The 20,657-nt window shown below is 62.3% G+C and carries 29 protein-coding genes and 1 tRNA gene; 6 read left to right on the forward strand and 24 right to left on the reverse strand.

All coding sequences use genetic code 11. The features are described 5' to 3' along the window. Positions 1-30: 30 nt before the first annotated feature. From ACO07C_RS02970 to ACO07C_RS02990, 5 genes are all read right to left on the reverse strand, one after another. Positions 31-699, reverse strand: coding sequence for an HK97 family phage prohead protease (locus ACO07C_RS02970; protein WP_421912740.1), 669 nt, complete (start codon positions 697-699; stop codon positions 31-33). Next, positions 696-1,919 carry a phage portal protein gene (locus ACO07C_RS02975; protein WP_421912741.1) on the reverse strand — a complete coding sequence of 408 codons (1,224 nt, stop codon included), beginning with the start codon at positions 1,917-1,919 and terminating at the stop codon, positions 696-698. Before ACO07C_RS02975 ends, ACO07C_RS02970 begins: the two co-directional genes overlap by 4 nt. Further along, positions 1,916-3,550, reverse strand: coding sequence for a terminase TerL endonuclease subunit (locus ACO07C_RS02980; RefSeq protein ID WP_421912742.1), 1,635 nt, complete (start codon positions 3,548-3,550; stop codon positions 1,916-1,918). The genes ACO07C_RS02975 and ACO07C_RS02980 overlap by 4 nt, the downstream gene beginning before the upstream one ends. Positions 3,551-3,611: 61 nt before the next feature. Next, complete coding sequence (locus tag ACO07C_RS02985) at positions 3,612-4,100, reverse strand: AraC family transcriptional regulator (protein WP_421912743.1); 489 nt, start codon at positions 4,098-4,100, stop codon at positions 3,612-3,614. A gap of 89 nt (positions 4,101-4,189) precedes the next feature. Further along, on the reverse strand, positions 4,190-4,483 hold the full coding sequence (locus ACO07C_RS02990; protein ID WP_421912744.1) for an HNH endonuclease: 294 nt from the start codon (positions 4,481-4,483) through the stop codon (positions 4,190-4,192). 148 nt (positions 4,484-4,631) lie between these two features. Here ACO07C_RS02990 and ACO07C_RS02995 point away from each other — a divergent pair, with 148 nt between their 5' ends. Further along, entirely contained in the window at positions 4,632-5,351 is a 720-nt protein-coding gene (locus tag ACO07C_RS02995) for a hypothetical protein (RefSeq protein WP_421912745.1), read from the forward strand. A gap of 179 nt (positions 5,352-5,530) precedes the next feature. Here the strand turns inward: ACO07C_RS02995 and nusG are convergent, their stop codons facing one another. Both nusG and ACO07C_RS03005 read right to left on the reverse strand, forming a co-directional pair. Next, a complete protein-coding gene (nusG, locus tag ACO07C_RS03000) occupies positions 5,531-6,211 on the reverse strand; it encodes a transcription termination/antitermination protein NusG (protein WP_421912746.1) in 681 nt (226 codons plus the stop codon). After that, positions 6,180-7,310, reverse strand: a complete 1,131-nt coding sequence (locus tag ACO07C_RS03005) for a helix-turn-helix domain-containing protein (protein ID WP_421912747.1) — start codon at positions 7,308-7,310, stop codon at positions 6,180-6,182. The genes nusG and ACO07C_RS03005 overlap by 32 nt, the downstream gene beginning before the upstream one ends. A 65-nt stretch (positions 7,311-7,375) precedes the next feature. Here ACO07C_RS03005 and ACO07C_RS03010 point away from each other — a divergent pair, with 65 nt between their 5' ends. Beyond that, positions 7,376-8,677 carry a hypothetical protein gene (locus tag ACO07C_RS03010; RefSeq protein ID WP_421912748.1) on the forward strand — a complete coding sequence of 434 codons (1,302 nt, stop codon included), beginning with the start codon at positions 7,376-7,378 and terminating at the stop codon, positions 8,675-8,677. A gap of 29 nt (positions 8,678-8,706) precedes the next feature. Here ACO07C_RS03010 and ACO07C_RS03015 read toward each other — a convergent pair whose 3' ends face one another. The 15 genes from ACO07C_RS03015 to ACO07C_RS03085 form a co-directional block, all read right to left on the reverse strand. Beyond that, positions 8,707-10,779, reverse strand: a complete 2,073-nt coding sequence (locus tag ACO07C_RS03015; RefSeq protein WP_421912749.1) for a DNA cytosine methyltransferase — start codon at positions 10,777-10,779, stop codon at positions 8,707-8,709. A 2-nt stretch (positions 10,780-10,781) separates the two neighbouring features. Beyond that, positions 10,782-11,336 (reverse strand): hypothetical protein, encoded by a 555-nt coding sequence (locus ACO07C_RS03020; RefSeq protein WP_421912750.1) that lies wholly within the window; start codon positions 11,334-11,336, stop codon positions 10,782-10,784. After that, positions 11,333-11,626: a hypothetical protein gene (locus ACO07C_RS03025; RefSeq protein ID WP_421912751.1), complete on the reverse strand. Its 294-nt coding sequence runs from the start codon at positions 11,624-11,626 to the stop codon at positions 11,333-11,335. Before ACO07C_RS03025 ends, ACO07C_RS03020 begins: the two co-directional genes overlap by 4 nt. Beyond that, positions 11,623-11,913, reverse strand: coding sequence for a hypothetical protein (locus ACO07C_RS03030; protein ID WP_421912752.1), 291 nt, complete (start codon positions 11,911-11,913; stop codon positions 11,623-11,625). Before ACO07C_RS03030 ends, ACO07C_RS03025 begins: the two co-directional genes overlap by 4 nt. Next, positions 11,910-12,215: a hypothetical protein gene (locus ACO07C_RS03035; RefSeq protein WP_421912753.1), complete on the reverse strand. Its 306-nt coding sequence runs from the start codon at positions 12,213-12,215 to the stop codon at positions 11,910-11,912. The genes ACO07C_RS03030 and ACO07C_RS03035 overlap by 4 nt, the downstream gene beginning before the upstream one ends. Then, positions 12,212-12,520, reverse strand: coding sequence for a hypothetical protein (locus ACO07C_RS03040; RefSeq protein WP_421912754.1), 309 nt, complete (start codon positions 12,518-12,520; stop codon positions 12,212-12,214). Before ACO07C_RS03040 ends, ACO07C_RS03035 begins: the two co-directional genes overlap by 4 nt. Beyond that, on the reverse strand, positions 12,513-12,710 hold the full coding sequence (locus ACO07C_RS03045) for a hypothetical protein (protein WP_421912755.1): 198 nt from the start codon (positions 12,708-12,710) through the stop codon (positions 12,513-12,515). Before ACO07C_RS03045 ends, ACO07C_RS03040 begins: the two co-directional genes overlap by 8 nt. Before the next feature lie 76 nt (positions 12,711-12,786). Then, positions 12,787-12,969, reverse strand: a complete 183-nt coding sequence (locus ACO07C_RS03050) for a hypothetical protein (protein WP_421912756.1) — start codon at positions 12,967-12,969, stop codon at positions 12,787-12,789. Next, the gene (locus ACO07C_RS03055; RefSeq protein ID WP_421912757.1) at positions 12,966-14,627 is read right to left on the reverse strand and encodes an MT-A70 family methyltransferase; all 1,662 of its coding nucleotides are present in this window, start codon (positions 14,625-14,627) and stop codon (positions 12,966-12,968) included. The genes ACO07C_RS03050 and ACO07C_RS03055 overlap by 4 nt, the downstream gene beginning before the upstream one ends. After that, entirely contained in the window at positions 14,624-14,986 is a 363-nt protein-coding gene (locus ACO07C_RS03060) for an HNH endonuclease signature motif containing protein (protein ID WP_421912758.1), read from the reverse strand. Before ACO07C_RS03060 ends, ACO07C_RS03055 begins: the two co-directional genes overlap by 4 nt. Further along, on the reverse strand, positions 14,983-15,267 hold the full coding sequence (locus tag ACO07C_RS03065; protein WP_421912759.1) for a hypothetical protein: 285 nt from the start codon (positions 15,265-15,267) through the stop codon (positions 14,983-14,985). Before ACO07C_RS03065 ends, ACO07C_RS03060 begins: the two co-directional genes overlap by 4 nt. Further along, positions 15,267-15,521: a hypothetical protein gene (locus ACO07C_RS03070; RefSeq protein ID WP_421912760.1), complete on the reverse strand. Its 255-nt coding sequence runs from the start codon at positions 15,519-15,521 to the stop codon at positions 15,267-15,269. Before ACO07C_RS03070 ends, ACO07C_RS03065 begins: the two co-directional genes overlap by 1 nt. After that, complete coding sequence (locus ACO07C_RS03075; protein WP_421912761.1) at positions 15,521-16,006, reverse strand: hypothetical protein; 486 nt, start codon at positions 16,004-16,006, stop codon at positions 15,521-15,523. The genes ACO07C_RS03070 and ACO07C_RS03075 overlap by 1 nt, the downstream gene beginning before the upstream one ends. Positions 16,007-16,129: 123 nt before the next feature. Continuing rightward, complete coding sequence (locus tag ACO07C_RS03080) at positions 16,130-16,573, reverse strand: hypothetical protein (RefSeq protein ID WP_421912762.1); 444 nt, start codon at positions 16,571-16,573, stop codon at positions 16,130-16,132. Next, positions 16,570-16,797, reverse strand: a complete 228-nt coding sequence (locus ACO07C_RS03085; RefSeq protein ID WP_421912763.1) for a carph-isopro domain-containing protein — start codon at positions 16,795-16,797, stop codon at positions 16,570-16,572. The genes ACO07C_RS03080 and ACO07C_RS03085 overlap by 4 nt, the downstream gene beginning before the upstream one ends. 38 nt (positions 16,798-16,835) lie before the next feature. On the opposite strand from ACO07C_RS03085, the gene ACO07C_RS03090 reads away from it, so the two are divergent. From ACO07C_RS03090 to ACO07C_RS03105, 4 genes are all read left to right on the forward strand, one after another. Next, entirely contained in the window at positions 16,836-17,576 is a 741-nt protein-coding gene (locus ACO07C_RS03090; RefSeq protein ID WP_421912764.1) for an XRE family transcriptional regulator, read from the forward strand. A gap of 484 nt (positions 17,577-18,060) precedes the next feature. Next, positions 18,061-18,288, forward strand: coding sequence for a hypothetical protein (locus tag ACO07C_RS03095; RefSeq protein WP_421912765.1), 228 nt, complete (start codon positions 18,061-18,063; stop codon positions 18,286-18,288). A gap of 311 nt (positions 18,289-18,599) precedes the next feature. Beyond that, complete coding sequence (locus tag ACO07C_RS03100) at positions 18,600-18,821, forward strand: hypothetical protein (protein ID WP_421912766.1); 222 nt, start codon at positions 18,600-18,602, stop codon at positions 18,819-18,821. Next, positions 18,818-19,069 carry a hypothetical protein gene (locus tag ACO07C_RS03105; RefSeq protein ID WP_421912767.1) on the forward strand — a complete coding sequence of 84 codons (252 nt, stop codon included), beginning with the start codon at positions 18,818-18,820 and terminating at the stop codon, positions 19,067-19,069. The genes ACO07C_RS03100 and ACO07C_RS03105 overlap by 4 nt, the downstream gene beginning before the upstream one ends. Here ACO07C_RS03105 and ACO07C_RS03110 read toward each other — a convergent pair. Then, positions 19,029-20,405, reverse strand: a complete 1,377-nt coding sequence (locus ACO07C_RS03110) for a tyrosine-type recombinase/integrase (protein ID WP_421912768.1) — start codon at positions 20,403-20,405, stop codon at positions 19,029-19,031. The genes ACO07C_RS03105 and ACO07C_RS03110 overlap by 41 nt on opposite strands. 145 nt (positions 20,406-20,550) lie before the next feature. Further along, positions 20,551-20,635, reverse strand: a tRNA-Leu gene (locus ACO07C_RS03115). Between the last annotated feature and the right edge of the window lie 22 nt (positions 20,636-20,657).

Genomic DNA, 20,657 nt, shown 5'->3' on the forward strand with positions numbered 1-20,657 from the left:
TTTGAAAGTCTCCTGTGGAGGTTAAGGGCTTCAGCCGGCCTTCAGCATTTGCAGGAAGCGCTCGGCCTGTTCGGTCGCCTTGTCGCCCTCGGACTCACTCCGAATGGCCTTCGCATAGCCGACAGAGGCGATCTGTACGGCCATGGCCTTCGGGATCCCTGCCTCGCGCAGGAGATCCTCGAATTCCTTAACTGGAGGCGGCTCGCCATCACGGATGCGACGGGCGAAATCCTCCATTCGTTCGGACTTCACGGCCTCGATCCGCGCGCGGCGGTTGGCCGGGAAAGTGACCGGGCTGATCTCATAGAGATCGAGCTTCTTCAGCAGGCGCACCGCGCCATCCTGGTCGGTGTCGGTTTCGCGATAGCCGATCGACAGGCCGCCGATAGCTTTGGCCTTCGCCAGCGTGTGAACCTCGCGCGCCTTCTGGATGTCGAGCAGGAACCTGCCTTTACCCCACAGCCCCTTCGCATCCTCGGCAAGATCCTCCCAAACGCCGATCGGCTGAGAGGAATCATGGTTCCAGAGCATGAGGACATTGGAGCCTTCGCGCTTGTGGCGCGTCAAGCTCTCGACGAAGGCGCCCGGCATGACCTTCTCGCCGTAGACGTCGACATTGCCGAACACGGAGCCATAGCCCTCGAACGTGCCGTCATCCGACAGGTCCTTGACCTGCAGGGCGAAATCCTTGGTTTTCATTTCGGACCTCCGATCAGGGGCTTTTCGTCTGGCGTTGCGGTGATGGGCACGTTCTGCATCTGCATGCGCGGCACGTCGCCGCCGTCGACCTTCGGCAGGTTTTCGAGCGACCGCACCTCATTGATGGTCATGGCGCCGATCGAGGTCATCTCGCGGTAGAAGGCCGACCGGCCGGCACTGTCCGCGCGCAACAGGCCTTCGATGCTGAATTCGATCGACACGCCAGCGGCGCGATCCTGTGGAGTGAGCAGTTGCTGCTCCAACGCCTGCTCGATGCGCTTGAGACGCCGGCGGAGCGTGAATTTCTGCAGGATCAGACCCTGCTGCTCGACGCCTGTCGGCCAACTGGTGGTCTTCGACGTGTGACCGATCATGACCGGCGGAACGCCGAAGAAGCGACAGATTTCCTCGACCGAAAAGGCGCGCGATTCAAGCATCTGGGCGTCTTCCGGGTTCAGCGTGAACTGAACCCAGTCGGTACCGCCCTCAAGCACCAGCGGTTTGCCGGCATTGTCGGAGCCGATCTTGTCGGCCAGCTTCTTTTCGGCGATGTCGCGCTGCTCGGCGGTCAGCCACTTGTCGAATTTCAGGCCACCCGACGGCCGAAGGCCGTTGGCAAAGGTCTTGCCGGCCGCCTTGTCGGTCGCCCTTGCCAGGGAGAACGCATGACGACCGAAGTGCAAGGTCGACATGCCGCCAAGCGGATCGCCGCCAGGTCCGCGAATGTGCAGCATCGTCTGGTCCGTCTCGACAAAGGCGTTGCCTTCGAACGACCATCTGTATTCCAGGGTGCCATTGGCGAGCCGGCGAACCGACACTAGGTCAGGACGGATGGGCACGATCCCCTTGATCCTACCGCCCTCCCGCACGACGCGAGCGTAGCCGTTGCCCCACAGTTCAACGGAAGCCGCGATGAAGTCCCAGAAGTCGACGGCGGTTTGATCGAAATTTGGACTGTCATGCAGGATCCGGTAGAGCGGATGATCTTTGGCTATGGTGCGTGTGCCGCCGGCGCTTGTCCGGTAGACCTGGAGCGGCAACGATGAGATCGTGCCGGCGAGGAGATTGACGCAAGCCCAGACGGCCGAGAGAGCGAGCGCACTGTTTCCGGTCACAGGCTCGCCGGCATCGCCGATCTGCCCTGTCGGATACCATCCATCCGGCTGGCGCACGGTGAGAGAGCGCACAACGATATCGGCCATCTTGCGAAACAGATTCAAGCGGCACCTGCCAGGGATTTGAAGTAATCGCCCATGTTGCCATCGGGCGACGCCTCGGGGTTCCAGCTCATCAGGATCGCCGCGCAAAGCATGGCGATCACTGGGTCGATCTTTGTGCGGCCGGCCGCCTGCTTGGTGGCCATGTTGCCATTGCCCTTGACCTCGATCTTCACGTTGCCGACCGACCAGGCCATCATGGCCGATCCGTCATGGCTGATCGTGTCGTCGCTCAGCTTGTGCTCAAGGCCCCAGAGCGCCGGTGAGAGCGCCGGGCCTTGACGAAGACGATGCAGCATCAGGCCGGTGATGTTCTTCAGCGCAAGTGCATCGACGAAGGCGGCGATGTTGTTCGGGTCGAAGCCGACGGCGTTCTTTTCAGGCATAAGGCCGGCGTCGCGCACTTGGGCGGCGATCTCGGCGATTTTTTCGATGTACTCCGACACTTGGCACAGGGTCAGCGACCCTTCCGCGACGAAATCCAGCAGCCGAGGCGCGATCTCCTTGCGGATTTTCAGCACGTTCGGATGCGCAAAGGCATGCGTCCAGACCAACCAGCGGCGCGTGACCTTCTCACGCCCTATGACGCAAATGCCGAAAAGATCATCCAGGCCGCCGCCGTCGGCTCCAACCACTGCTACTTCCGAGCGCGCAAGCAGCAATTCCAACGTCAACGTCTCGTCGGCGCACTGCTCCCAGTACTCGGCACCGCGCCAGCCATCGCCGGCAAGGCCGACGCCGATCTCTATGTTGAGATGCTGGCTGGCCCAAATCTGCTCGGTTTCGGCCGTCGCGGAACCGTTGTTTTCGTAGTCCGCAACCAAGCGCTGCGGGTCGATCGAGCGGCCGATGTTCGGCAGTAGGTACTTCCAGTGCCGCTGGTTGCGCCAAAAGGATTGGTCGCGTTGCTGCTCGGCCGGAAATTCGTAGAGAACAGGGAGAAGGATCGGTTCGCTGCCGCCTTTGCCGTCCCTGATCTTCCTTGCCTTGTCGAGTTCGGTTTTCCAGATGCCGGCCGGCTGCTCGTCCGACTGTGTCGTGATCATCAGCACCTGGCCGCCCTGCATGGTGATGCCGCCGCCGCGTATCTGCTGCATCACGGCGGCAGCCTTCGCCTTCTTGCCCAGTTCGTGAAGCTCGTCGATGATCGTCAAGATCGGTATTTCGCCGGTGACGATCGAGGTGTCGAACGTCTTGACGTCGAGCTGCGTGCCGGTTTTGCGCCGCTCAATGCATTTCAGGTGATCCTGCACCTTGAAGATGGCGTCGAGCCGAACGTCCAGCCTGATCATGCCCTGCGCCTGTTCGAAACACCGCTCCGAAATGTTCTGGCTGGGCGCAACGATCAGCATCTGCCGGTTCGGCGCTTCCTCCATGAACAGCGCGGTGAGGCCGAGCGCGGCAACATAGGTCGTCTTCGAGTTCTTCTTGGGAACCATGCAGAGAAGTTCCCAGACCAAGCGTTGCTTGGTGTCCGGATCCTCGCTGGCCAGGAAGGCGACCAGGATCTCTCGGAACCATTCGCCACATGCCTCCGACAGCGGCGGATTGCCAGGCACGTCCGGCAGCTTTAGCCGGTTGAAAAACGCCAGTGCCTTGGCCGCCTTCTCCTGGTTGAGAGGGACATCGGCCATCGGCGTTTGCCCGGCCTTGATGCGCTCCCACCAATCGGGGCAGGCGAACCGCGGCAACGCCTCAGTGGCGAGCATTCTGCGCGGCCGCTTCGCTCTCGAGTTCGGCCATCAGATCGGCATCGGCAGCATGGGCGCGCTGCTCGTCGATCTTTTTCTTGCCGACCTTGTCGTTCGATGCCGGCGGCTGCTCGTCGCGGCCCTTGCCCATCGAAGCTTCGATCGTCATGCGGTCGTTGCGGTCGATCATGGCGCCGAGTTCGCGCAAGGCCGTGACGTTTCCTGCGTTGGCCTGCTCGAGGGCAATCTCGAACCGCCTGGCGTCAAGCCGGTCGCGCATTGCATCGCGTTCCTTCATGTCGGCTCTAAAATACCGTTTCAACGTCGCTGGCGAGACGCCGATCGCGTTCGCAATTCGGCTATTGACCCAGCCGAGAGCCATTAACAGCTTGACTTTATTGCGATCTTTTTCGGTCGGCTCATACGGCGGACGGCCACGATTACCGAAGCCCTCACGAACCGGATGACCGAACAGGTCAAAATGCGGCTCCATCAGAAAAAAATCTCCGAATGTGGGGGACGCGGGTCCGGGGTGGGAGGGCTTCCAGACTTTCGACCACCCCCCTCGGTCGAGGTGAAGGGTCAGTGCCAGATGCCGCGCTGCTGCAGGGTGGTCTGCTCGGCCTTCTGCGCATCGCTGTCGTGCCATTCCTTCGACACGGCCACGAGGTTGGCCTCATCCCAGAACAGCAGTTCATTGCCGCGATGTTCGTTGTCGTGATGGATGACTGGGCTGTTCGGGGCAGGGTGCTTGCCGATCAGAAGCACGCCAGTCTTTCGACATGTGTACATGTCGCGTAGCAATATCCGTTCCCGCACCTGCTGCCAACGTGCGGTCTTATACCAGCGCCGCCATGGCGCTGTGTTGCTGCTCATTGCCTCACCTCGGTCGCCTGCGGCCGGACTCTTTTATAAACCTCGAATTGCAAAAGATGATGTGACGGCTCGTTATTGCGTCACGCACAGGCCGTGCACTATACGTGCCTAGTGGACGTCACAATCAAACCAGCCTCGGGGGCTAGAAATGCTTCATTCGCGATTGCTGCCAATTGTCTTGGGAATATCTGCGCTTTTATTTTCAACGATTGCCTCTTTGGCCGCCGACTTGGACCGTTCGACGCCTGAGAGCGTGATTGCTGCTTACATTGACGGTGTAGCGCGACGCGATTTTGATGCTGTCTTGGCGGCGACCGCAGCCGATGACATGAGCAAGAAATTTGATTTCGTTAACAATATTAATCGGCTTAAGACGCTTTCGGTTTACGCGCCAGCTCCGGCAAGCGACCCATTTTTTGTTAGGATCAATAAGGAAGCATTTGAGGCGCAGACAGCTTCTGCGGTTAAGTTTTTGGCCTATGGGCTGATGACTACGAGCAAAGTCATTGAAGGGAACCAGGTCCAGATGGACGCAGCGGGCGCTGAGGATTTCAAGAGTGTGGTTCGTGCAGACCGCTTGGTTGAACTCAAACTTGTCAAGGTTGGCATACCCAACCCGACCGTTATGAACGGTGAAATCAATCAGAGAAACTTGGCTAGATCGGCAGCTACGTACGGTGCAGATGCGCAAACGGAGCGTGTCGCACTGCTATCGTTTGAAGGTCTTGATTTCATGGTCGGCTTTCGGCTGTTGCGATACGGCCCAAATTGGGGAGTTGCAGGACAATCCTCCGGCCTTGCCGGCACCAACCCTCTGGGAGCCCCAACGCGCGTAACGCCAGAAGCATTTGAGGAAACGCTCAAATAGTTGCCTCTCATTCGCCGCAAGCCAGGTTAGGCTAGGTCGTTACCGCCTCGCGTAGGTACATTCGAAGAGGGGCTATAGATTTCCATTGCGGTGAAGCTGATCCGCTTCACCAGGGGCCGATGGCGCTTCCACCTTTGAGGCGTGCGACACTTTCGACTCGTCCTGAGTGGAATCAGCTATTACGCTTTGCTGATCTGCGCAAGATCGAGGTCGACCGACACCGCACGCCCGAAGATCATCACCTCGATCATCGCCCGACCCTTGTCCCCGACAGCCTGCACCACACCGGGGAATGACGCGAAGGGACCATCGTCGACACTGATCTGGTCGCCCACGTTGAACGCCTTGATCATTGCCTTGATCGCTTCCGGGTCATGCTCGACATCCGCCCGCAATTTCAACATCTTATCGACGGGAACGGGAGCAGGGCGTTCGGCCCCGCCAAGGATGTCGACAACGCCCTTGATGCTGAACAGGGCATGCCAGCACGGCGCGCACCACACCACTTTGACGAAGACATAGCCGGGCAGGAACGGCACTGTTTTCGCCTTCGGCCGCATCATGCCGAAGCGACCGCGGCGCCGAACGACCACAGTTTGCTGTGCCATCCAGTGCTCGACACGCGCATCGGCGAGCGACTTATCCACAGCAATATCGGCACCGTGTTTCACCTGCAGCACGTACCAGCGCGCCTCCGGGCCATCCTGACCAGCCGCCGCGAGCATCGCCTGCTCGCGCCGCGACAGTGCGATTCGCCTGTCGCTCTTCTGCCAGGCGCGGTCGATGTTGATGGGCTCGCCCGCATCGTCGAGCCAAACCTTGCCAGCCTCATTCAGCCGCTTCTGATCGACCCGCATCATGGTTCCCTCGCATGGCAATTTCGAATGCTTCCAGTCCGTCCGGCCCGCCAGCCGGGAAGTAAGCCACGCGTCCCGGGTCCGGCAGCCAGGGCCAGCCTTGCCGGGTGAAGTGGTCGCGCCATTCGATCCACAGCGGCGTGTCGACGGGCACGGCCACCATGGACCCTTTCAGCGCATGCCAGCGCTCGCCGAAGCGATAGCCGAGGCCAGCACGTGCCTTGCGGTAGAGCACATCCACCGATGGCCACTTGGCGCTCAGCGTGCTTGCTGTCGGGTTCTCCGGGCCATCGAGCAGCCGGCCGACCACGAACGCCATCCATGTCGGCCCGAAGGGCGGGGCGGCGTCGTCGGGGCGCGTCAGCGCCTCGGCCTTGGGCGGCAGCTTCTCCCAACGCTTCTCGGTGAGGTACACCCCGAAGGCGCAAATCGTCGTGCGCCCGCCGACCTTGGCGCTGATCAGGTAATCGGCCATGCGGTCGGCGGCGATCTCTCGCTCGTCTGCCGTTAGCCGGCGCGCGGCGGCCCTGGCCTTGGGCTCCGAATCGTTCACAAAGCTCGGCCATTTCGGGTGCGTTTTCTTCAGCCAGCGCTCGACCGCCTTTTCGTCCTCCCGCGCACGCTCTCTCTCGACGTTGGAAGGGGTCGTTAGAGAAGGGTCGTTAATAGGTGCCGGTCCAGGACCGGCAGGGGGTGCCGACACTGGACCGGCAGGGGGTGCCGATATACCGGCAGGGGTGCCGACAGGTCGGCAGGGTATTTCCGTCACGAAATCAGCCGGTTCGTCCACTTCCTTCACGGCGTGCACGCCATGGTGCACGGGATCGAGGATGACGCGGTAAACATGCGCGCTGTCGCGGCCGGAGACCTCTTCCTGCAGATGCCGCTCAAGATAGCCGGCCTTCACCAGCCGCTCGATCGCATCGAACACGGTGGAGCGCGCGCAGCCCATTTCGTCGGCCATCTTGACCTGGCTGCGACGGCACCAGCCGAGATCGTCAGTATGACGCCCAAGCACGCACAGGACCTGCAGGTCGCGTGGCTTGAGCGAGCGATCCGTTGCCGCACGCGCCGGAATGATGGAAAGGCGAGGCCCACTCATGATAACTGTCGATCCTCGTCAAATAGTCGCTGCAAACAAAGTCTGGGGTCTGAGGGGTCGCAAATATGTTGCAAGAAGACGTAAGTGTAATATTTGGACTTATACATAATCGTCGCGCAATGAACCTGAGCAGAAAGCGCCGTGATGAAAATGTGTCTAAGTACAGAATCATAATAGCTATGCTCGAAGCCAAAATTGAGGAAATTCGAAGATCGACAGGGGAGCAAAGTCTCTATGAGAGCGAACTCGAATTCATAAGTAGATTTAATTCCGTCATTGACGACAGTATAGAAATCGCAGGTAGTCTGCCAATCATAGAGGACGAAATAGACGGTTTGAGGCCGAAGATAATCCCTGATATGGAGGACGGAGAAGACTTCGGAATGCTTAGAGCGTTCGTTGCTGGAATCCAGTATGAGTGCAAAGATATTGCACCGAATTACCGGATCAGCAGCGAAATAGGCCATCTTTACAAAGACAGTTATGCGCGGTTGGCGGCAAGCTTTCCGCCGAGAGCTGATCTGAGGGCGATGTTTGATGCTGCCGAAACGACTTTGAGGGATGCGCTGTCGAAGGTTATAAAAGATGAAGAAGTCAAGATTTCCAATTTGTACGCCGGACTCTATCAACAAGTGGACGAGCGGATATCTAGGGCTAACGATCACTTCGTTGCGGCCATAACCGAAATACAGAAAATCGTAGATGCCTCGGCGGAAACAGCCGCCATTGGCCGTGCCACTGCAGAGAACGCAGTTCGTGAGGCCGAGGAAGGTCAAAGCCGCGCAAAGGCAATAGACGAGAAGACAAAGACGACAGAAAGTAATCTCGTCGCGTTCACGAATGAGGCGAGGGCGAGAGGAAATTTTGATCAGCTCAAGATTGAGTGGAGTAACCGTGCTAGATCGTCCACGTGGGCTGTCTGGTTGTCCTACGCCGTTATCCTGATCTTGATCGTCACGCCTGTCATTTGCCTGGTTCTGAATTATACGGCGGTTATGGATTATCTCAAGCAAGTGGGATCGCTGACGAAGGACGAGCTCGGTGTGAATCCCAACGCTGGGCTTGCCGCGGTTGTCGCAGCTACGCGCCTCGCTTTGATCGGTATCCCGCTTATCCTCTATTTTTGGGTCATACGCTTGGCAGTCAAATTCAACTCCCGCTCGATGATGCTTATGGATGATAGCCGTGCGCGAGCTACGATGCTGGAGACCTACTACAGAATGGTAGCTAAGGACGCAGCCAAGGATGCCGATCGAGCGCTTGTCCTTGCTGCGTTGTTCCGCCCCACGCCTGGATATGAGGCTGACAGCGGCGAGCCGCCAACTCTCATTTCCAGCGTACTGAATTTGGCCGGCGGGAAAGGCTGACACCCTCGGAATTTTGCTATTATTGGGGCTCATTCCGCCGCCTCCGCGAAGGCGTGGCGCACGTTGCATTCGGCTAGCAGCCTGATCATGTGCGGCGGCACGCTGTTGCCGACCAGGTGATATTTCTGGGTCTTGGTCAGGGCGCGCGTCGTGCCGTCGATGATGATCTGTGACGGCAGCGCACCGGGCTTGAAGCCGTGCGCGGCAGCGCCTTCCTCCGGCTCAAGCATGCGGATGCCGATGTCGTCGATGTAGTGCGGGACGCCCTTCACCATGACCTCGACAAGGCCATAGCGAGCCTTGCCAGTCAGTGCGCCGAGCGGCTGGCGCACGTCGTCATCCTGCTTTCCGGAGCCGAAATAGTGCTGCAGGAAGCCGAGGATCAGATGCGCGTGGCTGCCTCCGGCAGAGATCGTCGCCAGAGGTTCTTCGATCGGCCTGCCATGCTCGTTCGTGCCATGCATGTTGCCCAGCGTCGCAGCGACAAGGGCGGACTTTCCCGACCCGCCGACCGTCAACGTCGGTGCAGGATCCCCGACATCAGCCCCCACGCTGGCACCGAACTGGCGCTGCAGGCTGACCGCCGCGACGCCCTGCTGCGATCCTGTGCTGGTGATCGTCGGCACCGGATCGAGCATATCCTTGGCGGGCTGGCCCGGGTGCGAGCCTGCGCTATGCTGCGCGAGGAACGACGCGACGAGAGCATGCTTGCCCCCGCCGGCGACTTGCGCGCCGATCGGCTCCTCGATGTCGAGGCTGCGCGGCAGCTGCCCTTCGCGCTCGCCATAACCGGCCTGAATGAGGCCCGCTGCCACGACAGCCTTACCGCCGCTTGCGCCAACGGTGCGCAGGGGATCATCCAGCGACCATTCCGAGACGCCACGCCCCATGCCTTCGCCATGCGCGGTATCGACCAGGTGCGCGGCGACGAGCACGCGATCTTCCTTGCCCGTCGTCGTGCCTAGAGGTTCCCGCATATCGCGTGGCGGCGATTGTGCCGCGCGACCGCCGGCGCCGACGATGGTTGCGCCCATCACAGCCAAGCCCGACGAGGTATGCAACGTGTTGATCGGCTCCTCGACCGAATGGACCCCGTTGCGCTTTGCGGCGCTCTGTTGGTCGGTGCGGATCAGTGCCGGCGTCACAACTGACAACTCGCCCCGGTGCGCCGTCGTCAGCGTGCGCAGTGGTTCTTCGGCGTCATGCACACGGTTGTCGCCGGCATGCGTGATCGGCACGATGAACGGCTTCGCCGCCTCGACCACATAGCGCATGACGCCGCGCGCGGTGCGCCGCAGCGTGGCATCGGCCAGCGGCTTCTTGCGCCCGAAGATCGATTTCACCGGAAGCGACCAGTCGATGATCGTGTGCGCGCCGACCCATGGTTTCAGGCCAAGCCGCTTCGCGTCCTTACGCGGCGCATGCGTGCGCACCGGCCAGATGATCGGCCTGCCGTCAGCCTGGGCGACGCCGAAGAAGCGCTTGCGGATGGTCGGCACGCCATAGTCGGCGCACACAAGCACGCGGTGCTCGAAACTATAGCCGAGGCCCAGCAGATGCTTCAGCCAGGCGCGCCAGATGCGGCCCTTGTGACGCGGATCCGGGATAAGCCACTGCTCCTGCACCGGCACGCGCTCGCCCTTGGCCGCAACGCTACCGTCGAGCCGCAATACGCGGCCGGTCGCCGGGTCGCGCTTGGCGATCAGCGGTCCCCATGTCGTGATCTCCTGCACGTTTTCCATGGTGATGGTTTCGGGCCGCACCGTGCCCGCCCAGCGGCAGATCACCCACGCCAGAGACCGCCGCCGCTTGCTGACAGGCTTCGAACCCTTGGCGACGGAAAAGTGCGTGCAGTCTGGAGAAGCATGAAGCGCGCGCACGCCGCGCCCATTGGTCACCTTGTATGGATCAGCCTCGAACACGTCGCAGCGCAGGTGCCGCGTATGCGGGTGCCGCTTCTCATGGACCGCGACGGCGATGGGATCATGGTTGATGGCGACATGGACATGGAAGCCTGCATCCTCCAGCCCGTCGCAGCCGCCACCCATGCCGGCGAACAGAACGACCGTCATGCGATTGTCGAGCGAAAATGGTGCGTTCATCGTCACGCCTTCTTCCATGCGGCATAGGCGCCGCGCAGCGCTTTCCACGCGTCGCCGGTCTTGCCGCCATTGTTGAGTTCTTTCCGTGAGGTGACGCCGAGCAGCGAGCGCACCTTTTGTTCGACGCGCTCAGGGGTCAGGGGCTTTTCCAGCCCATGCTGCTCATGCAGGAACACCATGAACGCCGGCTCCTGGCATTTCATGGCGCATTCGGCGGCGAAGTCCTTGGCCTTGCTGGCCGCAGGTTCGCCGCGCGGCTCGACCTGTTGGCGTTGCGCGGGCAGCCCGCGCAGCGCGCGGACTTCACCGAAAGCCTTGTCCAGCAGCCGAAGCAGGAAGCGCACCGTGTCCGGCGCGTCGGCGGCGAACGCGATCTCGTCGACGCTGGCGGCATCGAAGCGCGCCAGCACCAGCAGTTCGCCCATCTCGCCGCGCGCCTCGATCAGCGCGCCCCTCTCGTCATGCGCGCGCGTCCAGTCGGCCGGCGCGATCGCGTCCAGGCTTTCGCGGATGGCCTTGAGCTTGGCCGCATCGGGCGAGAGCGCGACGGCGTTCATGCCATGCGCCCGTGCTTGCGCATGACGCGGCCAAGCAGCTTGCCGGCACGCTCCAGCGCCCGGTGCGCGGCGGGTTCGCCGGCGGTGTACTTTGCCTGCGCCAGCCTGTCGGCGGCCACGGCCACCTGGCGGCAAGCTTCCATGATCTCGTCATCGGCCTTGCTCGGCTTGGCCTTGGCGACGGGCTGGATGGCGGCCGCCATCCGCTCGACCTCGGCCATGAGCATTTCCCGCACGATCGGCGCTAGGGCACGCGCGACGGGATCGACCTGTTTTCCGATCGCGCTCATGACACACCAGCCACGAATTCGGCCAACGCGGCCCGGAACCGCTCGGCCATATCGGCAAGGTCCGCCGGCGGCTGGCCGGCTTGGTCGCGAACGGCCAGGCAGAGCGAGACGCGCATCGCCAGGAATTTCCATCCTGCCTCGAAACCTGCCTTGCGGCAGGCAGCGTCGATGACCGGATGGTATTTGAGCGCGACCGCATCCGGCATGCGCAGCAACACGTCGGCGCGGGCGCGGTCGCCATCGGCATCGTGAAGCTGGCGCAGGATCGGCAGCATAGTATCGGTCATGCATCCAACCTCCGGTTCGCGAAGACGACTTCGACTGAGCCGGTTCTATCCTCATGGGCTGCAATCGCTTGCGGCAGGCCCCGATCCATGACCCGGCGAAGTTCCTTACGAATGCGTCTATCCTTCACCGAGGCGAGCATCGAACCCGTGACGGAAACCAGGGCACTTGCCACGGCATTGAGCATGGGCTGGTGCCCCTCGGCAGCAAGGCGCTTGCCGAATTCCGTGATCTCGCGCTGGAGGATTTGGGATAGCTCCTGCGACTGCCGATCCTGCTCTGACTTCCAAGTGTTGCCCGTCATCGCACGTCGCCTCCCACGCGCGTTTCACATGGGACGCGGCGTGTAACAGTCTGTTTCAAAATGGTTTTTCGCGTCACGCGCGCGCGTTTCACACCGGCCACATAGAAGTCGAGCGGGCGCAGCCGCAGCGCCTTGCAGATGGTCAGGAAGCTGCCGATCGACAGGTTCGATCGACCCTGCTTGGCGCGGGTGATCATCGCCACGTTCAGCGCCGGGAATGCATCCACCACCTGGCGAACGGAAACGCCGCCAAGCCGATGGCGCACGGTCGCGGCAAAGCGGTCGCGGTCGAACGGATCAGCCATGGCCGGCCTCCCGCAGCTTGCGGTCCAGCGCACGCTTCAGCCGCCGCATCGCGCGTTCGGTTTCAGGATCCGGCGCGCGCTCTTTCGGCGTCGGGTAGTGCGTGTCGCCGCGCAGCCGCTTGGCCTCAATCGCGGCGGCGTAGCAGCCGGCGGAATTCTTGTCGGGGTCGTATTTGGCGCGCTTTGTCACTCCGCCGCCTCCGCCTGCATCTTGCCGCGCAGGAAGGTGAGATACGGATCCTCAAAAGCGATGGTGACGGGCGCATTCATGCCGGCACCGCCTTCTGCAGCCTGTCGGGGTCGCGGCCGATCATTGCGTGTTGAACGCGCAACGCCGAAATATGCGCCGCCAAGTCATTGGCGGGCACTTCGTCGATCCGCTTCAGCAGCCGGCGCATTTCGAGGGTATCGGCACTAGCGAAGGCCACGAATTTTTTGAGGTCGCTCATGCCGGCACCGCCTTGCGCGCGCGCTTCGGCTTTGGTGCTTTGTCGGCTCCGGCCGCCAGTTCGGCTTCCACAACAGGCGTGAGTTCCGCGAGCCGCGCGGCTTCATCGGCGGTCAGATCGTCGCCGCGAGCCTTGAGCTTGTTGAGTTCGGTCCAGTCACTCAGGGCGTCCTTGAAACCGCGCTTGTTGGGCTGCACGTTCACGGCATCGCCATCGGAGGCCGCATCGACCAACCTACCCAATTCCGCGAGGCGCTTGGCTCCGCCGACGGAGAGTTCTTTCCCGGCCCAAATCAGGCCTTGTTCTTGCAGAGATTCGAACAGAGGGCCGGAAACACCGATGCCGTCGGCAATCGCGCCAAGCATCCTGAATTCGGCAAAATCCGCAGCGGTCACCGAGGGGCGCGCGTCATCCGTTGCCGGGGGCCCCGATTGCTCCGCAATCTCCCCGGCCTTCTCGGCGGGCGGAAGGTCCACTGGACCTTCCGATGGACCCGCCTCAAAGCCCCAATGGTCCCAGCCCGGCCGGGGCGAGCGGCAGAACAGTTCCAGCCGGGCGATGCCGGGGAACAGTCGCTCGATCGTCTCGGCGTAGAAATCGGGCTTGGCGGAATGGCGGGTCTTGCGCTCGCGGTGCACGGTTTCCGGCTGCGAGCCGGGCAGGGGCGCGGCCACGTCGCCGCGGCGACCGATCAGCAGGATTTCGTGGCGGTCGCGGCCCCAATAGCCGGTGCCGGCGACTTCCTTGTCCCAGATCCAGTGATGCACATAGGTGAAGCCCAGCGCATCCAGCAGGCGCAGCCCATCGAGCAGCATCGGGTTCGTCGCCCAGCAGAAGAACACCGCATTGTCGGCGAACGGATCGAGCTCGCGAAACAGCGCGATGATCTCGTCGGTCGTCATCGTGGGATAGTGGTTTTCCGCGCTCTTCTCGCGGCCCGTCACTTCCGAATGGACGCCGAACTTCCACGGCGGATCGGCATAGCCGACCGAATATCTACGCGGCAGCTTGCCCGGCGAGGTGGCGCGGCCAGTTTCCCGCACCATGTCCATATGCGCCAGGCGCACCGTATGGCGCAGCTTCTGCCGTGCGGCGCGGATTTCCTTGGCCCGCGCCACGATGCGCTTTTCCTCCAGCGCCAGGACCTCGCGTTGCGCCTCGACCGCCAGGTCGGACAGCGCCTCGCCGGCATGAACGGAAACGCGGCCGTCGCGGATGGCCTCGACCAGTTCGGGCGTGCCGTGGTCGCGAATGCGCTTGGCGGCAATGACGGCGCGTTCCGAAATCGACAGCCGGCGCGCGGCTTCCCGGGTCGGCAAATTTGCTGACCCGGCAGTGGCCTGGTTGATGCCGCGATCCCAGTCGACCAGCCGAGCTGCCACCATGGCGCGCTGGCTTTCGCTCAGGTGCCGGCGATGCAGGTTGAGCGACAGAACGAAGCCAAGCGGATCATCGCCTTCGAAGTCGACAAGCACCGGCTCGACATCGGCGAAGCGGCAGGCCGCCAGCCGGTTGCGCCCGTCCAGCACCATGCCGTCGAGCAGCACGATGGGTTCGCGCTGGCCATAGGTGACGATATCGTCGGCCAGTTCGCGCATCTCCTGTTCCGGCAGCATCGGAAACAGTTCGGCCAGCGGGTGCGGCTGCAGGTCGCTCATTTCGCCACTGCCTTCCGCCGACGCTTGCGCTTGCGCCGGACCACGCCATTGGCGATGTCGCGGCGCTTCTGGTTTTCGATGTGGCTGACCATCTCCAGATGGTCGGGATTGACGCAGCGCCGGTTGTGGCACTTGTGGTCGATCTGCTTGTTGCGCGGCACGTAGCCGAATTCGTTCGTGTAGCTGACGATATGCGCAGCGCAGGTGCGATCGTTCAGCTTCATGCGCGGATAACCGCCGCCACGGCCCTTGCCGCTGTCGCCCATGGTCCACAGCCAGCACAACGTGATGTAGCCGCCGTCGACGACTTCGACGGCGGCGGCGATGCGCTCGGCAATGGCGGCACGCCTGTCCATCATCCCGCCAGCCTTTCCAGCACGCGCGGCGCCGAGCGCTCCGCTTCGGTGCCTCGCCCGACCGTCACACGCTGGTGAAAGGCGCAGTAACAGCGGCCCGGACTGCCGGGCAGCCACGCGGCGTCACTCACTTCGGCCGCGCAGAAGCGCGTCGCCGCGCCTTCGCCGCGCAGCGGAAACCGGCATTGATGGCTTTCGAGATCGGCGAGGATCCTGCCAAGGCCGGTCTGGCCATGCGGCTGCGGCGCGTCGCGGCCGGCGATCATGTCGAGCACGGTGCGCATCAGTCCACCGTCGCCATGGAATCGTTGGGCTTGTCGCCCGCCGAGATGTGCGCGTCATAAAGCGCGCGCCGTTGTTCAGCCGACATGGGGCTTTCGTCATCCAGATTGACGAAGCCGCAAGCCTCGTTTTCGTCCAGCAGCATCGAATAGGTCGGCGCGCAGACTTGGCAGAGCGTGCCAGACACGTCCGGATAGGTAGGCTCGCCGTCTTCGATCGGTTGCACGCATGAAAGGCAGAGGAAGCGCGCGTTCATCATTCGCCCCCGACGATCTTCAGCCCGCCGCTGGCGCGCGCGCCGGCCAGGATCTTGCGGTACTCGGCGGTGCCGGCCTCGACCTTCGACAGGGCCCGGTCGATGCGCTGGCTTTCGGCTGGCGTCAGCTGGCCGTCCGCGAAGGCAAGGGCGCCTTCGGTCATCAGCTCGCCCATGCGCACCACCGTCTCGGCATGGGCAGACATCACGCAGCCATTGACGGGCGTCGCCTCGTCTTCGGCGAACCGGCGCCCGCGCGACGAGGCGATCGCCTCGCTCATGTCGAAGCGGCCGGTTTCCTCCTCCAGCGCGAAGATCGCAGGCAGTTCCATCAACTCCGGGCTGTCCGGATTGTACCAGCGGCCGACGACGCTCTTGGAATAGGAGCAGATCATCGCCGCGCGCTCGATGCCGCCGGCGGCGGCGATCAGGTCGCGTTGCTTGGCCTTGAGCAGGAAGTGGCGGGCGTTGGCATTCGGAACCATGGCTGTCCTCGCGGCAAAAGGTTTCCCGCGCCGGGAAATCCCGGCGTCGTTTCCCGTGGCGGGAAGGGTTTTTTGGATTCAATGTGCGGGCGTCAGTTCACGGAGGCCCGCAAGCAGATGTTCTCATGGTCCGCCACCTCGAAACCGGTTCGCCGCCGCGCGGGCGAAGCCCGGCAGTTCGGCCAGGTCGATGCCCTCGGCATCGCGCGAAAGCAGGGCGGAAAGGCCGATGGCCTTGCCGGCGGCCGCGATCATCTCGGCAAGCACGTCGCGCTCGCTGCGGCCCTCATGGGCGGCGATCAGCGACAGGATGAAGGCCGAGGCCTCCGAAAGGGTGACGGGGCGGCCGGCCGGAGTGGGGGCAGCCGACCGCCCCGTGGCCTGTCCGTCAACGGGGGCAACCGGACAGGTTTCGGTGAAACGGGAAAAAGCCGCGCCGGCGGGGGAAGGGTTGACCGCCGGCGCGGCAGGCTTCGCGACATGGGAGGACGCGAGAGGATAGGCGCCGACTTGCGCGAAGCGCGCGCCACGGTCGGCGAGGAAGGAAGAGTCGAGGCGGTGTTTCATGCGGCCCTGCCTTCAGTAAACGCGGCGACATGCACGCGAACAAGTACGTCGCTGTCGATGGCAAGGCGATCCTGCGACGCTCGCTCCATCAGCGCCGGCCAGTATTTGACGGGGATCGATTGGCGGCGGCGCATCTCCGAGGCGGCGGAATGCTTCACGCCGATGACCTTGGCCACCGCGCCTGTTCCGCCCAACGCCTCGAATATGTCGTGCACCGTTTGCATGGTCGCGGATACAACATCAATCGTGTTTGCATGTCAACATGATTAGTGTTGAAGCATTTGCGATTGTCGCGCCTATGGAAACGATGGGTGAGCGGCTGCGTGCAGCCAGGGAGAATGCTGGCTACACGTCAGCCGCCAAGGCGGCGGAAGCGATGAACATTTCAGCGTCGACGTTCCGCGCCCACGAAAACGGCCAGAACGAATTCGGCCCTGTCGAGGCCGAGCGGTATGCGAAGCGTTTCGGCACTACGGCCGCTCATCTGCTGACGGGAACGCCTGCCACCGTTCAGCGCCTTCCTGTCGCCAGCAAGGATGCGATGCCAAAGCCGAACGCCAGCTTCCCGCCCCGGTACGAACAGTTTCCCCAGGTCGGGACGATCGCAGTGCTGGGTCAATCCGTCGGCGGGCCAAACGGGCGATTCGTTCTCAACGGCCAGGAGGCAGGGCGCGTCTTTTGCCCTCCCATGCTTGAGAACGTCGACGGCGCCTATGCGGTGCGCGTGTTCGGGACGTCCATGGAGCCCCGGTATTTTGCGGGAGAAACCATCTGGATAAATCCGCACGAACCCGTGCGTTCCGGCGATTTCGTGGTGGTTCAGGTGGTCGGCGACGACGACGATGAAACTCGCGAGAGCTACATCAAGCAGTTTGTCTCCCGTTCGAGCAGCCTGGTGCGGCTTCGTCAGCTGAATCCGGACGAAGGCGAAAGCGAGATGCTAGATTTCCCGACAAAGCGGGTCTTCTCGGTGCATAAGATTGTGTTTCAGGCGAGCCTGTAGGCACCTCGATCCATGTCGGACGGATCGTGAGATTGCGTGATCGAGGAGGCTTTCGCGGGCACTCGCTACAACTGAGGTGCCGGCACAAAGCCTGGTAGGTATGAGCGCCCAGTTCGTTGGCCTTGGCCAGATTTGACAGCCGTAGGATCCTTGAGTGTCCGCAGTCGTCGCAGGCGACGTAGACGCTGGCCAGTTCAATGATCAGTCGCGACGCGTGGGGATTATCATTGCAAGCCGCGGCTCTCATGATGCCCATCCATGGACGCACTGCACCCTCATTCTTATCGGCTCCCTGCCTGTTTTATGTGCGACAGCATGACTCAGTAAAGAGAACACATCAAGAACAAATTCACGGATAATTGATTCGACGCGTTCGTCGAGCAGTACGATTCGTGCTCGCATCAACACGATACATGTTGACATGTTTTATGTTGATATGTGATGTTCGCCGCCATTCGCAATTCAGCGATGGAGGCAAAGTCTCATGATCACCACGCAGCCCCGCCAATCCCGCGCGCCATCACGCGCCGTCATCGGCCGGTCTATCGTCGAGCGTATGGCTGACCGCGTCCTTGAACTCGGCATGAACGGCACCGCCGTCACCAAGGACGTCCTGTCTGAGCACACCGAATTCACGCTGGCCGAAATCGAGAAGCACGCCAAGGAAGCGTGCGACCTCGCCAAGGCCCGCGCCATCCGCAACGTCGGTTGACGGCCATGGCTTCTCTTGTCACGTACACCGTTCACGGTCGCGAGACTGCGCACATTCGTAAGGAGGCACTCGACGTCGCTTCCGCTCTTTTGGCGGCGGCTGAGAAGTCACCCGACACCGAAGCTTGGATTTCCCGCCAGCTTTCAGCCGGCCAGAAGCCGTCCCAGATCCTGGCCGAGCTGGGGCAGGGAGGTCACGCCGATGTTTGACCGCGCCTGCAATGCACTCGCCGACATGCGCATCCGCCTTGCCCTGGCGACCGCCTTCACCTTCGGCATGACCTTCGTCAGCCTTGCCGTGGGGGTGCGCTGATGGAAACGCGCCCGCATCTCGAAATCATTACCATCCCGCCGGACGGCAAGCCGCTGGTGCGATGCCAGAACTTTCCCGAATGCATGTGCGGCGACGACTGCAACGACGCCGTCCCCGCCGACCCGGCCATCGTGCGCCGCGTCCTGTTCGGCCTGCTGATCGCCACCGCGATCATCGACGGCGTGCTGCTCTATCTGGGGCTACCGGTCGAAATCGAATGACAGCCCGGCCGCGCCAGTCCTGGGCGACGCGACCGCTGCCGCCGCTTACCGTCGAGGAGATCGAGGGCCACCTCGACCTCTTGGCGGAACTGATGCAACTGGCCGGCCGCAAGGCCGACCTCTATCTTCCGTTGTGGCGGCGGTCGCAGCTTGAGCTGAAGAAGCGCAAGGAGACCGATGCCATCCTTGCCGAGGCGCGCGCCCGCCTCACACGATCGAAGGATCAAACGGCAGCACGATCCGCATAAGCAGCTGCCGACGCCACTCCAGGCCACCGCCCGATCCGTATTTCGGCCTGTCGACAGTGTGACCCATCAGGATCCGGCGCAATTCATCCTCTATCCCGCCTTCCTTCATCCTGTCCTCGAATGAGTGCCGGAACGAATAGACGGTGTGACCGCGCGTCGGAAACAGGCCGTTTGAGCGCAGGAACTTGTTGAGCACGGCCGAGAGATCGTTTTCGCGATTGCGATAGCGCGGGAAGCCGCCCTTGTGCCGCTCCGCCGCCTCCAGCGCCACGCCCATCAGCGGCACCAGGCGCCGCGATGATTCCGTCTTGATCTCGCGCGGATCGTCCGGATCTTCGCGAGGCTCGATCGACAAGTGCGGCACCTTGGCCGACCAGCGGATATTGGCCGGGTCCAGATTGCAGATCTCGCTTGGCCGCGCGCCCGTTTCGATCATCATAAGCAGGATGCCACGCGCCTCATCGTTGAGCGTGGCGAGGTTGCCGGGCTTCATTACCGTGTCGCGTATCCATTCGGTCGGGATAGGTGGCCGCGACTTCTTGTTCTTCTGCGAGAAGCTGAAGCCGTCGAACGGGTTGGGCCGCTGCGCATCGCCCTGGTATTTGAAAAAGGCCTCGTACAGCACCCGCATGTTGCCCAGGTCGCGGTTGCCGGAGTTGGCCGACGCCGTCGCCTTCTCGCCCTTCTTCGGCACGATGCGGCCCAGCCAGTGCTTGTAGACCGTGCGTGCGTCATCAGGTGTGATTTCATCCATGGGCTTGTCGGACACCAGCAGGATGAAATTGTTGACGGCGCGCTGCTTCACCTTCTTCCACTGCGCCTTCTGGACCTCGCTCTTGCCGAGCAGCTCATCGGCGACAATCTCATTGCAATAGGTATCGAAGGCATCGCTGACCTTGGTCTTGGGAACCTCGATCGCGCCGAGCAGGGCAGGGCCGAGTTCGCCGCGCTGGCTGCTTTCCTTCACCGCGGCAAAGCGCCGGCGCAGATCATCGTAATTGTCGACGTGCTCCAGAACGGCCGCCGAATGGAAAGTGAAGTCCATGGCCTCGACCCGGCGCACCGCCGCATCGTAGCGCAGGCGGGCAGGATCGTTCTTGCCGTCGACCACATAGGATGACCAGAGATTGTTGTCGGCTGCCTCGAGCTGGTCGCGCTTGCGCCGAGCCAGGGTCTTTTCCTTGGTCTTCAGCGTCATGCGGATCTGCGGCGCACGTGCGTCCAAATGAGCCAGGAGTTTCGGAACGCGACGTTTGTACCAATAGTACCCATTGATGACCGCGAGATACCGATCGTCGTCGGTTTCGGTGTCGGACTGCTTACGATTTCGACCCATTGCGCACCCTGAAAAAGCCCTGTTGCGACAGGTTAGGTGGCATGATTTGTGGCATGATATCGACTGCATGCGCAATCGAACTTTTCCAACAGGCGATTTTATGGAGCAAAATCAGCTTGTTACGGGGAATTGTGCGCTTTGGTCGTGGTGCGGATGAAGGGACTCGAACCCCCACGCCTTTCGGCACTGGAACCTAAATCCAGGGCGTCTACCAGTTCCGCCACATCCGCATGGACCGGCAATCCCACGTAG

This window comes from Mesorhizobium sp., assembly GCF_965229135.1.
Lineage (GTDB): Bacteria > Pseudomonadota > Alphaproteobacteria > Rhizobiales > Rhizobiaceae > Mesorhizobium.